Here is a 13,920-nt window from a genome sequence, read left to right as displayed (position 1 = left end):
AAAAACGCTGTGACTGTACGGAAAACACCCACCGGGGCCAAGGCCAGGGCGGGTGTTGCAAGCATCGTTATTGGTTGCGCTGGATGGCTTCGATCACGGTGGCTGTCACGTTCTCTGCCGTGAAGCCAAAGTGCTTGAACAGCACAGCAGCGGGAGCCGATTCACCGTAGGTGTCGATACCGACCACGGCAGCGCAGCCGTACTTCCACCAGAAGTCGGTCACGCCCATTTCCACCGCGATGCGGGGGATGCCGGCGGGCAGCACGCTGGTCTTGTATGCCACGTCCTGCTTGTCGAAGGTGGTGGTGCTGGGCATGGAGACCACGCGCACGCCAATCTTCTGCTCGGCCAGCATCTTCTGCGCGGCCAGTGCCAGCTGCACTTCAGAGCCGGTGGCAATGATCACGGCCTGTGGCTTGCCCTTGATGCCCACATCGGCAGGCTCAGACAGCACGTAGGCACCGTTGGCGATGTGGTCCAGTGCCTCTTCAGACTTGGGCGAGTAGGCCAGGTTCTGGCGGCTCAGCAGCAGGGCGGTAGGCTTGTTCTTGTGGCTCAGGGCCACCGTCCATGCCACGGCAGTTTCCGTGGTGTCAGCGGGACGCCAGACGTCCAGACCAGGGATCAGACGCAGGGAAGCGGCATGCTCGATGGACTGGTGGGTAGGACCGTCTTCACCCAGGCCGATGGAGTCGTGCGTGAACACATGGATCACGCGCTGCTTCATCAGCGCAGCCATGCGGATGGCATTGCGGCTGTAGTCCGAGAAGGTCATGAAGGTGCCGCCGTAGGGGATGTAGCCGCCATGCAGCGCCACGCCGTTCATGATGGCGGCCATGCCGAATTCGCGCACACCGTAGTTGATGTGGCGGCCGATCTTGCCGTCTTCGGTCTTGACCACATTGCCCTTGTCATCCACGCGGAAAGCGGGGGTGGACTTGGTATTGGTCAGGTTGGAGCCTGTCAGGTCCGCCGAGCCGCCCAGCAGTTCGGGCAGGGCAGCGGTCAGGCCTTCCAGCGCCAGCTGGCTGGCCTTGCGGCTGGCCACGGTGGCGGCGGTGTCGTGTGCGTCAGATGCGATCTTGGCAGCCACTTCCAGGAAGTTGGCAGGCAGGTCACCGGCCATGCGGCGCTTGAATTCAGCGGCCAGCTCGGGGAAAGCCTTTTCGTAGGCAGCGAACTTCTTGTTCCAGGCAGCTTCTGCCTTCTTGCCAGCAGCCTTGGCATCCCAGCCTGCATAGACTTCCGCAGGGATTTCAAAGGGAGCGTGTTCCCAGCCCAGTGCCGCGCGGGTCAGTGCGATTTCTTCCGCACCCAGAGGCTCGCCGTGGGCCTTGGAAGTGTTGGCGCGGTTGGGAGAACCCTTGCCAATGTGTGTCTTGCAGCAGATCAGTGTGGGCTTGTCCTTGCTCTTCTTGGCCTGGGCAATTGCCGCATCCACCGCGTCCACATTGTGACCATCTACACCACGGATCACGTTCCAGCCATAGGCCTCAAAGCGTGCGGGCGTGTTGTCAGCAAACCAGGGTGTGACCTTGCCGTCGATGGAGATCTCGTTGTCGTCCCACAGGGCGATCAGCTTGTTGAGCTTCCAGGCACCTGCCAGCGAAGCGGCTTCGTGCGAGATGCCTTCCATCAGGCAGCCGTCACCCATGAACACATAGGTGTAGTGGTCCACGATGGCGTGCTTGGGCTGGTTGAATTCAGCCGCCAGCAGCTTTTCAGCCAGTGCAAAGCCCACGGCATTGGTGATGCCCTGACCCAGAGGGCCCGTTGTGGTTTCCACGCCGGGTGTCACACCCACTTCGGGGTGGCCAGCGGTCTTGCTGTGCAGCTGACGGAAGTTCTTGATCTCATCCATGGGCAGGTCGTAGCCGGTCAGATGCAGCAGCGCATAGATCAGCATGGAGCCGTGGCCGTTGGACAGAATGAAACGGTCGCGGTTGGCCCAGTGGGGGTTGGCAGGGTTGTGCTGCAGGTGGCGGTTCCACAGAGCCACTGCCATGTCGGCCATGCCCATGGGGGCGCCAGGGTGGCCGGAGTTTGCTTGTTGCACTGCGTCCATGGCCAAGGCACGGATTGCGTTGGCCATCATTGGGGTGTTTGCCATGGGGGGGATGGTTCCGAATGGAATGTGTCAAATGATGCAAGGGATTTTACCGGTGTGGCATGGCGCAGGTTTCCATGTGATTACATAGCCCCCGCATGGCCTAAAGTGTGGCTTGCAGCGCGTGCGTGAACGCGTTAAGAAATTTTCTGCCATGACCTCTTTGAACCTTCCCGCCATGTTGCTGGCTGCCGGGCGCGGCGAACGCATGCGCCCGCTGACCGACACCACCCCCAAACCCCTGCTGCAGGTGCAGGGCCGTGCGCTGCTGGACTGGCACATGGCCGCCCTGCTGCGTGATGGCGTGCGTGATGTGGTGGTGAATACCGCCTGGCTGGGCGCGCAGATTCCCGCACACCTAGATGACATCTGGCCCGCACAGGGCATGCAGCTGCAGTATTCGCATGAGCAGCATGACTTTGGCCATGCGCTGGAAACCGCTGGCGGCATTGCCCGCGCACTGCCGCTGCTGGGCGAGGCATTCTGGCTGGCAGCGGGTGATGTGTTTGCACCTGACTTTGTGTTTGATGCACAGCTGGCGCAGCGCTTTGCGCAGTCGGACGACCTGGCCCACATCTGGCTCGTGCCCAACCCGGCGCACAACCTCAAGGGGGACTTTGGCTTTGCCCCCGATGCGCCAGACAGCCACACAGGCCGCGCCATCCACCTGCCACCGGGCGATGTGGCACGCGACGCACGTCCGCGCTTGACCTACAGCACGATCGCCCTGCTGAAGGCAGACTTGTTCCGCCCACCGTTTTGCGGCATGGCCGCAGGCAACCCAGACGGCGTGGCCGAGCCGCTGGCCCCGCTGCTGCGCCGGGCCATGGATACCGGGCGCTGCGCAGCCAGCCTCTACACCGGCCGCTGGACCGATGTGGGCACGCCCGAGCGCCTGGCTGCATTGAACCAAAGCGCGACACAGAACTCTTAAAAAACAAGAGCATCTAGCGCTCGTATTTCAAGGACTTTCAAGTAAAAAAACTTGCAATCCTTTGAAAATCAAGCGCTAGCTGCTCATCTTTTGTAGAACCACGCAGTGCATGGCACTGCGCAATACGATGCCTGTATGACCTCTGTTTACGCACAACGCCGCGCACGCCTGGCCGCCCAGCTGGGCGAAGGCGGCATTGCCATCATCCCGACCGCCCCTGAGCGTGGCCGCAACCGCGACAACAGCTATCTGTACCGCCACGACAGCTACTTCTACTACCTGACGGGCTTCAGCGAGCCCAATGCCTGCCTGGTACTCAAGGCCGATGGCAGCAGCACGCTGTTTTGCCAGCCCAAGGATCTGGAACGCGAAATCTGGGACGGCTACCGCCTTGGCCCCGAGGCAGCCGTGTCCACGCTGGGCATGGACGCAGCGTTCTCGGTCGATGACATCGACACCCGCCTGCCACGCCTGCTGGAGAACCAGGACAAAGTCTGGTGGCCGTTTGCCACGCACGAAGGTCTGGCCGCCCGTGTCGAAGGCTGGCTGCAGAAAGTCCGTGCCCGCACCCGCGCCGGGGCGCTGTGCCCGGCTGCACAGGGCGATGTGTGCACCCTGCTCGATGAAATGCGCCTGATCAAGGATGCGCACGAACTCGCCATCATGCGCCGCGCAGGCCAGATCAGCGCCCGCGCCCACATCCGCGCCATGCAGCGCGCAGCACGCATGCTGCGTGCGGGAGAAGACTGCCGCGAATACCACCTGGACGCCGAACTGCTGCACGAATTCCGCCAGGGCGGTGCCGAAGGCGTGGCCTATGACTCCATCGTCGCCGCAGGGCCGAACGCCTGCGTGCTGCACTACCGCGCCGACAAGGCCCCGGTGCGCAGCGGCGACCTGGTGCTGATTGATGCAGGCTGTGAGCTGGAAGGCTATGCCAGCGATATCACCCGTACCTTCCCGGCCAACGGCACATTCACCGGCCCGCAGCGCGCTCTTTACGAACTGGTGCTGGACAGCCAGAAAGCCGCCATTGCCGCCACCAGGGCAGGCAATCGCTTTAACGACCCGCACGATGCCACCGTCGCTGTGCTGGCGCAGGGCATGCTGGACCTGGGGCTGCTGGACAAATCCAAGTACGGCAATGCACAGGACGTGATTGCCCAGCGCGCCTACTTCCAGTTCTACATGCACCGCACCGGCCACTGGCTGGGCATGGATGTGCATGACTGCGGCAGCTATGTGGAGATGTCAGAAGTCGATGCCGCCAGCACACGCACCGATGCACTGTCGGGCGAGGCCATCACCCGCCCCAGCCGCATCCTGCGCCCCGGCATGGTGACCACCATCGAGCCCGGCATCTACGTGCGCCCAGCACCCGGCGTGCCCGAGCAGTTCCACCACATTGGCATTCGCATTGAAGACGATGCCGTAGTGACAGAGACCGGCTGCGAGCTGATCACCCGCGACGTGCCCGTGGAAGCCGACGCCATTGAAGCGCTGATGCGCGACTGACCCGCCAAGAAGAAAAGATGCACACCATGGATTTGCAACGCATGTATATCCGCCGCGCCACCAAGATTGTGGCGACGCTCGGCCCTGCCTCCAGCGACGTACACCTGCTGGCCCAGATGATTGCCACGGGCGTCAACGTCGTGCGCCTGAACTTCAGCCACGGCAAAGCACAGGACCACATCGACCGCGCCAATGCCGTGCGCGAAGCTGCGGCCATGGCTGGCCGCGAGGTGGCCATCATGGCCGACCTGCAGGGCCCCAAGATCCGCGTCGGCAAGTTTGCCGAAGGCAAGGTCTGGCTCGAAGCTGGCGCGCCCTTTGTGCTCGACGCCTCGCGCACCAAACCCGGTGATCTGCAGGGCGTGGGCCTGGACTACAAGGAGCTGCCCCGCGACGTGAAAAGCGGCGATGTGCTGCTGCTCAATGACGGCCTGATCGTGCTGACCGTGGACCGCGTCCTCGGTGATGCCGTGCACACCACCGTCACCATTGGCGGCGAGCTGTCCAACAACAAGGGCATCAACAAGCAAGGCGGCGGCCTGACCGCCCCCGCACTGACAGCCAAGGACATGGAGGACATCAAGACCGCCATGCAACTGGGTGCCGACTACGTGGCCGTGAGCTTTCCCAAGAACGCCACCGACATGGAAATGGCGCGCCAGCTGTGCAATGTGGCCTGTGCCGATACCGGCCACCGCCCCGGGCTGATCGCCAAGATCGAGCGTGCCGAAGCCGTGCCGAAGCTGGAAGAAATCCTCAAGGCCTCGGACGGCATCATGGTCGCACGCGGCGACCTGGCGGTGGAAGTGGGCCATGCGGCCGTGCCTGCCCTGCAAAAGAAGATGATTCGTCTGGCGCGAGACATGGACAAGGTGGTCATCACCGCCACCCAGATGATGGAGAGCATGATCACCAACCCCGTGCCCACACGCGCCGAGGTCAGCGATGTGGCCAATGCCGTGCTCGACGGCACGGATGCCGTGATGCTCAGCGCCGAAACCGCCGTCGGCAAATACCCGCTGGAGACCGTGCGCGAAATGGCCAAGATCTGTGCAGCTGCTGAAGCCGCCGAAGACCGCGGCCAGGACGGCCACTTTAACGAGCGCGAATTCACGCGGATTGACCAGGCCATTGCCCAGGGTGCACTGTTCACGGCCCACAAGCTCGGTGCCAAGGCGATTGTGGCCATGACGGAAAGCGGCTCCACCGCGCTGTGGATGAGCCGCCACCGCGTGCACATCCCTATCTATGCCCTCACGCCCAAGGTTGGCACCCAGCGCAAGATGGCGCTGTACCGCAATGTGCGCCCCCTGCTCATGGCCACCAGCACCGAGCGCGACAAGGCGCTGGTGCAGGCCGAGAGCCATCTGCGCATGCGCGGCATCGTCAAACCTGGCGATGTCTACGCCATCACCTGCGGCGAGCCCATGGGCCAGCCCGGCGGCACCAATATGCTGCAGATCTGCCAGGTGCAGTAAGCCCCAGGACGGCTGCTTTGGCCGTCTTGCCCCCAGCGTGGCAACAGGCGAATCACCACTGCCAATGCCACGGCCTCGGGGGGCGGTTAAAATCAAAAGTTACCACGCGGTTACAGCCGCGCAGCATTATTCTTCGTTCAACCTTACTGGACCACGACCATGCCTCTGATCTCGATGCGCGAAATGCTCGACCATGCCGCTGAAAACGGCTATGGCATCCCCGCCTTTAACGTCAACAACCTGGAACAAGTGCAGGCCGTGATGTCGGCGGCGGACGAAGTGGGCGCTCCCGTGATCCTGCAGGCATCGGCCGGTGCACGCAAGTACGCTGGTGAGCCCTTCATCAAGCACCTGATCCAGGCAGCAGCCGAGATGTACCCCCACATCCCTCTGGTGATGCACCAGGACCACGGCACCACCCCCGAAGTGTGCCGTGGTGCACTGAATCTGGGCTTTGGCTCGGTGATGATGGACGGTTCGCTGATGAGCGACGGCAAGACCCCTTCGTCCTTTGAATACAACGTGGACGTGACCAAGCAGGTCGTCGCCATGGCCCACGCCATTGGTGCCACCGTGGAAGGTGAACTGGGCTGCCTGGGCAACCTGGAAACCGGCGACGCTGGTGAAGAAGACGGTATTGGCGCCGCAGGCAAGCTGGAACACAGCCAGATGCTGACCGATCCTGAAGAAGCCGCCGTGTTCGTGAAGGAAACCCAGCTGGACGCACTGGCCATTGCCATCGGTACCAGCCACGGCGCCTACAAGTTCAGCCGCAAGCCCACAGGCGACATTCTGTCCATCCAGCGTGTCAAGGAAATCCACGCCCGCCTGCCCAACACCCACCTGGTGATGCACGGCTCTTCTTCCGTGCCTCAGGAATTGCTGGCCATCATCAACCAGTACGGCGGCCAGATGAAGGAAACCTACGGCGTGCCCGTCGAGGAAATCCAGGAAGCCATCAAGTACGGCGTGCGCAAGGTGAACATCGACACCGACATCCGCCTGGCCATGACCGGTGCTGTGCGCAAGTTCCTGGCCGAGAACCCCGAGAAGTTCGACGCCCGCGAATGGCTCAAGCCAGCCCGCGAAGCCGCCAAGCAAGTGTGCAAGGCACGTTACCTGGAGTTCGGCTGTGAAGGCCAGGGCGCCAAGATCAAGGGCTACACCCTGGAGCAGATGGCCAAGCGCTACGCCGCTGGTGAGCTGGCGCAAATCGTGAACTGATCCATCGCAAAAACCGGCGTCATCGCACGCCGCTTCGCAAAAACCCGCATGGCTAGGCCCTGCGGGTTTTTTTATGGTCTGCGTTGGCACGCTGTTTGCTCCAACTGCGCATGTTTATATTGCATAAATTCATGCATTACGCGTGCAAAGTTGATCACAATTGCAGCAACAAGGAATTTTTATGAGCACACTCATCCTCCGACGCACTCTGATTGCTTGCGGCGCCGCACTGCTGGCCGCAGGTCCCGCCATGGCGGACGACGCCGCCTCCTACCCGAACAAGCCCGTGACCATCGTGGTCGGCTACCCCGCAGGTGGCTCCACCGACCTGGTGGGTCGCCTGGTGGCCAACGAGATCGAGAAGCACCTCGGTCAGACTGTGATCGTGGAAAACCTCGGCGGTGCCGGTGGTGCCATTGGCGCGCAAAAGGTGGCCAATGCCAAGCCCGATGGCTACACCCTGCTGGTGGGCGCGAACAATGAAATCGCGATCGCCAACATGATCAACAAGTCGATCAAGTACAAGATCAGCGACTTCACACCGATTGGTGTGGTGGCCTCTCAGCCCATGGTGCTGGTGGCATCCCAGAAGGCGGGCGTAAAGAACACCGAAGCGTTCTATCAGGCAGTGAAGGCCAACCCTGCCAAGTTCAGCTACGGCTCGTCGGGCGTGGGCACTGCGCTGCACCTGGCCGGTGAAATGATGAAGGACCAGGCCCAGATCGACATGCAGCACGTGCCTTACCGTGGCGTGCCTGCACTGACCAATGATGTGCTGGGCAACAACATCGAATACGGCGTGTTCGTGCTGTCCTCCGGACTGCCGCTGATCAAGGCGGGCAAGGTACAGGCCATTGCTACCACCGAAGCCAAGCGCTACGCAGCGACCCCCGACATTCCTGCCCTGGCAGAGCACCCAGCATTCAAGAACGTGGACATCAACTCCTGGTTCGCCATGATGGGCCCCGCCAACATGCCAGCGCCTGTGGTGGCCAAGATCAAGGAAGCCCTGAACAAGACCATGGCCGCGCCTGAGTTCCGCAAGAAGATGGAAGACGCTGGCGCCCAGGTGATGGACAGCCAGATCGATGCCAGCCAGTACATCAACGGCGAAATCGCCAAGTACCAGAAGATCATCGACGTGGCGAAGATCGAGCTGTAATCCAGCTGCGACTGAGCACATGCCATGTAAAAAGCCCTGCAGGCCGCAGCCTGCAGGGCTTTTTACTTTACTGAGAGGATGTGCTATTTCATGCTGGCCAGCAGATCCTGCGTGTGCGGCGTGGGCTCGGGCACGCTGTAGATGCTGGGGTCCGCCTGAATCAGGCTGACATCAAAACGCCGCCCTGCCAGATAGTCTCGAACAGATTGCAGCACCACTGGGCTGCGGTGCAGATGGGCGCTGGCCTGCAACTCTTCCAGACTGAGCCACACGGTGCGCACAATGCCTTCGTCCAGTACGCGGTGGGCATGGTGCTGGCCCAGCTTGCCCGTAAAGGCAAAGCGCATATAGGTGATGTCAGAGCCGGTGCGCGTGCGAATGAAGCGGTTCATATAGATGCCCACCAGGTGCGTGGGCTCAAAGCTATAGGCAGTTTCCTCCAGCACTTCGCGTGCACAGGCTTGCAATGGAGTCTCGGCAGGATCCAGGTGACCGGCTGGCAAATTCAGGCGTAGCCCGTCAGCCGTGTTTTCTTCCACCAGCAAAAAGCGTTGATCGCGTTCGATCACGGCAGAGACCGTGACATTGGGTTTCCATCGGGTAGGCATGCGCGCATTATCGCGATCGCGCCACATAGATTTGTCAGCCAATGTCTTGTCTATCAACAATCAGAGCGCTGCAACCATATACAGCGCACCTTCACCATAGGTTTGAAGGTGTGCCTGCTGTTGTGAATCACTGACGGGGCAAATCGAAAAACCTTGACGTTCCCAATAAGTTTGTGAGCCCTGCACCGACACCAGTGCCGCCTGCCGCATGCCACGCGCACGCGCCTGCTGCTTCAAGGTCTGCACCAGATGGCGGGCCACGCCCTGGCCGGCCAGCTCCGGCAGCACCGACATGTCATGCAGATAAAGCACCTGTTCGCCCGGCGCAGGCGGCGTAAAAACACCGTTGAGTGGCGTGATCTTGCCGGGATTGGACCAGTAGGCTGCCAGATAAGCCTTGAGCGCCTGCTCGCCTTCACGCACCACGCCAATGGAGCACTGGTGTGCACAGCACAGGCGCTGCGCAAACACTTCGCGGCTTTCCTGAAAGCCGTCGCCATAGCAAATGGTCTGCACATGCAGCAGGCTATCAACATCGTGCGCATGCAAGGGGCGCACCACCCAGGGAGATGGCAGTACAGAAGCAGTCATGGCCTGCATTATCAAAGCGCAGCAGCAAGCTCCGCGCAGGCAGGCGATTTATCCTTCCAGCGCTGGCGAATGGCTTCAAGCTGCGAGCGCAGCGAGATGAATGCCGACACCAGCTCGGGATCAAAATGGCTGCCTGCCTGTGCTGCAATATGGGCCAGCGCCTCATCCACGCTCCACGCACGCTTGTAGGGTCGCACAGAGGTCAGGGCATCAAACACATCGGCAATCGCCACGATGCGCGCTGCCAGCGGAATGTCTGTGCCGCGCAGGCCCGCAGGGTAGCCCGATCCGACCCATTGCTCGTGGTGGGCCAGAGCGATGGAACGCGCCATCTGCAGCATGCCTCCTTCATGCTCCCCCAGAATTTCCGCGCCAATCACAGGATGCTGGCGCATGATCTGCCACTCCTCATCATCCAGCGGACCGGGCTTGAGCAGCACGGCATCAGGTATGCCGATCTTGCCCACGTCATGCATGGGAGCCGCGTGCAGCAAATCATCTGCCCACTCAGGGGCGCAACCCATCGCCAGTGCCAGCGCATGGCTGTAATGGCTCATGCGCAGCACATGCATGCCGGTTTCGTTGTCCTTGTACTCAGCGGCTCGCCCCAGGCGCTGCACGATCTGCAGACGAGACTGGCGCAATGCCTCAATATCTACCAGCGACAGGTGCGTGCGCACACGGGCACGCACCACAGGTGCACGCACGGGCTTGATGATGTAGTCCACCGCTCCGGCTGCAAAGCCATCGGCCTCATCGCCCACCTCCGCCAGCGCAGACACAAAAATCACCGGAATACTTTCTGTCCTGGGGTCAGCCTTGAGCTGTCGGCACACGTCATAGCCGTTGAGCTCGGGCATCATGATGTCCAGCAAGATCAGATCCGGCTTTTGCTGCTGTGCCAGCTGCAGGGCCTTGCGGCCATCGGTCGCAAATTGCAGGCGGTAGTCCTCGCCCAGTATCTGGCGCAGCACATGCAGGTTGGTGGGCTCGTCGTCCACCAGCAGCAGGCGTGGCCTGCGATCTTCATGCTTGGGCAGCATGGGGTGGTTTCCTTTCTGAATCAGAACTGGTGCTGACGCTGCTCGCCAGTGCCTGTGCACACTGCAGCGCCTGGTCAAAGCCAAACATGTCGATGGCCGCCTGCAGCGCAGCCACCATGGCTTCAGGCAGCAGTTGCTGCAAGGCCTCGCTGTCAATCTCACCGCCCTGCAGCGCCTCGGTCAAAGCCTGCAGTGCTTCCTGCACCTGGGTCCGTGCAGCGGCGCTCAGCCCTGCCTCTGCAGCTATGGCAGCCGGCGCCAGTGCCGGCGCTGCACTGGTGACCTCGGCGCTGCGCAGCAAAGCCAGATTGCCTGCGGCGCCACGCATACGGTGCACCACAGCCAGGGCTGTATCCCAGTCGCCATGCTGGGACAAGCTCTGCAGCTCGGGCACTCGGCTGTGCTGCTCGTTCAGAAAACGCGACCACGCCGTGCGCAGCGCTGCCTCGCTGCCCCACAGCTGCAAGCCGGTATGCCAGTCCACCACCTCACTTTCCGCCGCAGCGTGCGCCAGCACGGCGGGCACGGCCGAAGCACCTGCAGCACACGCGCCATTTCCTGCAGCAGCTTGTGCTGCTCCAGTGGCTTGACCGCAAAGCCATCCATGCCAGCCGCATCGGATGCGCGGCGGTCCTGCTCCAGCACGCTGGCCGAGAGCGCAATGACGGGAATACGGGGCTGCTGATGCTCGGCCTCCCAGGCGCGAATGGCCATGGAAGCCTGCAGACCATCCATGTGCGGCATCTGCAAGTCCATCAGGATGATGTCGAACGCCTGTGTCTGCCGCAGCTGCAGGGCCTGCAGACCATCGCTGGCAGATACCACCTGGTGGCCATGGCGCTGCATCACTACCTGCAGCAGTTCCAGGTTCTGTGGCACATCGTCGGCAGCCAGAATGTGCAGCGGCGGCAGCTGCACCGCGCTGGCAACCGCTTCATCAATGGGTGCCTGACCAATCGGCAAGGGCAGCTGCACATGGAACTGCGTGCCCTCACCTTCACGGCTGCTGACGCTGATTGCGCCGCCCATCAGCTGCACCAGCTGGCGCGAGATGGTGGTGCCCAGGCCCGTACCACCAAAGCGGCGCGTGGTGGACGCATCAGCCTGTGCAAACGGGTCAAAAATACGTTCGAGCTTGTCCTGCGCAATGCCAATTGCCCGTGTCCTGGATGGTCAGGTGCAGGCGGCACTGCTCATCGTTCACGCGCAGCTGCACATGGCCGCGTTCGGTGAACTTGACGGCATTGCCCATCAAATTGATGAGAATTTGCTGAATACGCAGCGCATCCCCGCGCAGATAGCACGCCCCACGGCCAGGCGCACATCAATCAGCGCTCCGTTTTTGTGCAGTGCCTGCACCTCACGGCCTGCGCCAATGATGTTGGTATGCCCTGTGCTGATGTGGCGCTGCAGATAGCCGTCATGCGCCTGCTGGTGCGGCATGGGCATGAGCATGCTGACGTTGCGGCCCAGCACTTCCTGCTCCGTCCAGCCCAGCAGGCGTTCCGCTGCGGGGTTGAAAGCACTGATGCGGCCATCGCTTTCGATCATGATGATGCCGTCCACGGCAGTATCGACCAGTGCGCGCAGGCGGGCCTCATTACGGCGAATTTCCAGAAACAGCTGGCGCGAACGCATCAGCATGTGCAGCACCAGCAGCACCGTGCCCACCAGCAAGGCCCAGGCTGCAGCGCTGGTCAAGGCGGTCCAGTGCACCTGCGTCGCACCTGCTTCACTGTCGCCCTGCCCAACCAGGATGTAGATGGCATCCATGGCGATGTAGTGCATGCTGGCCGTGGTGGCACCCATGACGCCGCCGCTGACCAGCGTAATCAGCATGGGCCGCGCACCCACACTCTGCATGCGGCGGTACAGCACCACGGAAAAAAGCGCCATGGCCAGCCCCAGGCCCAGCGCCAGCAGCAGGGTGTGGACCACGACACCCGCCGCCAGCAGGCTCGGCAGCGCCGACAGCGCGCTGTGGAGGATGGAGAACGTCCCCGCCGCGCAGGGAGTGAAGGCCTGCATGCCAATAAAGTGCATGCTCCAGATCCCGCCTCCCAGCAAGAGCACGCCAGCCGCGGCCATGCCTGTACGCCGCGGGCCGGGAGCAGTCCATTGCGCACGGGTGCAGACATGCACGGCCAGCATGGCGGTGACCAGCGCAACCAGAATGGAGATGACAACCAGCTGGGGATCCATCCACTCCCACTGCATGTGGACATAGGTCAGGTCATCAGACAAAAAAACGTATCCACATAGGGTCTGCGCTTGCGGGAATAAGGAGAGAGAGGGGGATCCGGGCAATCTTGCCCGAGTTACATCAACCTGTAGGAATGAACCTACATTTTTGCCAAATTTGACAAACCCGCCACAGCAGAAGCCCGCCAGCGTTGACGCTATAGCGACAGGCCATAGGCAAGATAGAAACTATCAAATTCACCATCTAATTGCGATTAACTATCATTCATGCATCTTCTCTGGATGAATGCTATGTCCCATCTGCAATCGCTGATTCGTCGCAACGAGACGACGCTGATCAAAACGTCCTGCTACTACGTGATCCACGTCCTAGTAGCGGCGGGCGTGGCCTATGCCGTCACGGGTGACCTGATGGCTGCACTCACGCTGAGTTTGCTGGAGCCCACTGTGCAGGCCGTGGCCTATTTCATGCACGAGAAGGTCTGGATGCTGGCCCCGCGCATGCGCCACCGCGCCCTGATCAAGACTGGCACCTACTACGTGATTCACATCTTCGTCGCCTCCTGCGTGGCCTACGCGGTGACCGGTGACCTGGTTGCAGCCTTCACCCTGAGCTTGCTGGAGCCTACCGTGCAGATGGTCTTCTTCTTTGTGTACGAAAAGCTGTGGGAGAAAAAGGCCCAGGCCAAGCACAAGGTGCACAGCATCCTGCCCCTGTGCGTGGCCGCAGGCCCCTGCCAGCGCGCCCAGACCTGCAGCCAGCACTGCACACTGCGTACGCTCTGAACCCACTTTCCCAAGGTCGCGTCATGAACAAGCCCAGAAACAGTTTTTCCGCCTGGTTGCTGCAATGCCTGGCCCACATGGCCTGCCACTCTTAAAAAAGAAGCTGCCAGCGCTTTACAGCAGCCAATTTCAGAATCAGATCATTCTGAAATCTTGATATTTCAAGCGCTAGAAGCTATCAATTTGCAAGCACCTGGCATGCGCTCTGCTTGCCCTGACAGCCAGCCCCTGCATCCCCCGCCCCATTGTGTGGATGACAGTGAAAGGTGT

Annotated in this window: 14 protein-coding genes; 6 read left to right on the top strand and 8 right to left on the bottom strand. The window is 61.6% G+C overall.

The window, feature by feature from the left end; translation table 11 throughout:
* Positions 1 to 67: 67 nt before the first annotated feature.
* Positions 68 to 2,110: a transketolase gene (tkt, locus tag B5M06_RS06045; RefSeq protein ID WP_054065808.1), complete on the bottom strand. Its 2,043-nt coding sequence runs from the start codon at positions 2,108 to 2,110 to the stop codon at positions 68 to 70.
* A gap of 151 nt (positions 2,111 to 2,261) precedes the next feature.
* Here tkt and B5M06_RS06040 point away from each other — a divergent pair, with 151 nt between their 5' ends.
* The 5 genes from B5M06_RS06040 (at position 2,262) to B5M06_RS06020 (ending at position 8,420) form a co-directional block, all read left to right on the top strand.
* Positions 2,262 to 3,041, top strand: a complete 780-nt coding sequence (locus tag B5M06_RS06040; protein WP_054065831.1) for a nucleotidyltransferase family protein — start codon at positions 2,262 to 2,264, stop codon at positions 3,039 to 3,041.
* Between the two features lie 135 nt (positions 3,042 to 3,176).
* Positions 3,177 to 4,556, top strand: a complete 1,380-nt coding sequence (locus tag B5M06_RS06035; protein WP_054065832.1) for an aminopeptidase P N-terminal domain-containing protein — start codon at positions 3,177 to 3,179, stop codon at positions 4,554 to 4,556.
* Positions 4,557 to 4,597: 41 nt separating this feature from the next.
* A complete protein-coding gene (gene pyk / locus B5M06_RS06030) occupies positions 4,598 to 6,034 on the top strand; it encodes a pyruvate kinase (RefSeq protein WP_054065833.1) in 1,437 nt (478 codons plus the stop codon).
* Positions 6,035 to 6,193: 159 nt separating this feature from the next.
* Positions 6,194 to 7,258 (top strand): class II fructose-bisphosphate aldolase, encoded by a 1,065-nt coding sequence (fba, locus tag B5M06_RS06025; protein ID WP_054065809.1) that lies wholly within the window; start codon positions 6,194 to 6,196, stop codon positions 7,256 to 7,258.
* A 181-nt stretch (positions 7,259 to 7,439) separates the two neighbouring features.
* Entirely contained in the window at positions 7,440 to 8,420 is a 981-nt protein-coding gene (locus B5M06_RS06020) for a Bug family tripartite tricarboxylate transporter substrate binding protein (protein WP_054065810.1), read from the top strand.
* Positions 8,421 to 8,503: 83 nt separating this feature from the next.
* Here B5M06_RS06020 and B5M06_RS06015 read toward each other — a convergent pair whose 3' ends face one another.
* The 7 genes from B5M06_RS06015 to B5M06_RS05985 are packed head-to-tail and all read right to left on the bottom strand — an operon-like array spanning position 8,504 to position 12,906.
* Positions 8,504 to 9,028: an NUDIX hydrolase gene (locus B5M06_RS06015; RefSeq protein WP_054065834.1), complete on the bottom strand. Its 525-nt coding sequence runs from the start codon at positions 9,026 to 9,028 to the stop codon at positions 8,504 to 8,506.
* Between the two features lie 60 nt (positions 9,029 to 9,088).
* Positions 9,089 to 9,619 (bottom strand): GNAT family N-acetyltransferase, encoded by a 531-nt coding sequence (locus B5M06_RS06010; protein ID WP_054065835.1) that lies wholly within the window; start codon positions 9,617 to 9,619, stop codon positions 9,089 to 9,091.
* Between the two features lie 11 nt (positions 9,620 to 9,630).
* Positions 9,631 to 10,662 carry a response regulator gene (locus B5M06_RS06005; protein ID WP_054065811.1) on the bottom strand — a complete coding sequence of 344 codons (1,032 nt, stop codon included), beginning with the start codon at positions 10,660 to 10,662 and terminating at the stop codon, positions 9,631 to 9,633.
* Positions 10,646 to 11,146, bottom strand: a complete 501-nt coding sequence (locus B5M06_RS06000) for an Hpt domain-containing protein (RefSeq protein WP_162777386.1) — start codon at positions 11,144 to 11,146, stop codon at positions 10,646 to 10,648. Before B5M06_RS06000 ends, B5M06_RS06005 begins: the two co-directional genes overlap by 17 nt.
* Entirely contained in the window at positions 11,074 to 11,787 is a 714-nt protein-coding gene (locus B5M06_RS17645; protein ID WP_275886667.1) for an ATP-binding response regulator, read from the bottom strand. Before B5M06_RS17645 ends, B5M06_RS06000 begins: the two co-directional genes overlap by 73 nt.
* Positions 11,780 to 11,914 (bottom strand): ATP-binding protein, encoded by a 135-nt coding sequence (locus tag B5M06_RS17640; protein WP_080025184.1) that lies wholly within the window; start codon positions 11,912 to 11,914, stop codon positions 11,780 to 11,782. Before B5M06_RS17640 ends, B5M06_RS17645 begins: the two co-directional genes overlap by 8 nt.
* Positions 11,914 to 12,906: a PAS domain S-box protein gene (locus B5M06_RS05985; RefSeq protein WP_054065814.1), complete on the bottom strand. Its 993-nt coding sequence runs from the start codon at positions 12,904 to 12,906 to the stop codon at positions 11,914 to 11,916. The genes B5M06_RS17640 and B5M06_RS05985 overlap by 1 nt, the downstream gene beginning before the upstream one ends.
* 249 nt (positions 12,907 to 13,155) lie before the next feature.
* Between B5M06_RS05985 and B5M06_RS17715 the strand changes: the two genes are divergently transcribed.
* The gene (locus B5M06_RS17715) at positions 13,156 to 13,650 is read left to right on the top strand and encodes a DUF2061 domain-containing protein (protein WP_077393594.1); all 495 of its coding nucleotides are present in this window, start codon (positions 13,156 to 13,158) and stop codon (positions 13,648 to 13,650) included.
* Positions 13,651 to 13,920: the final 270 nt, after the last annotated feature.

Origin of the sequence: Comamonas kerstersii, from assembly GCF_002056725.1 — a bacterium.
Taxonomy (GTDB): Bacteria; Pseudomonadota; Gammaproteobacteria; order Burkholderiales; family Burkholderiaceae_C; genus Comamonas; species Comamonas kerstersii.
The sequence above is the reverse complement of the archived record's forward strand: the minus strand, read 5'-3'. Positions and strand labels throughout refer to the sequence as shown.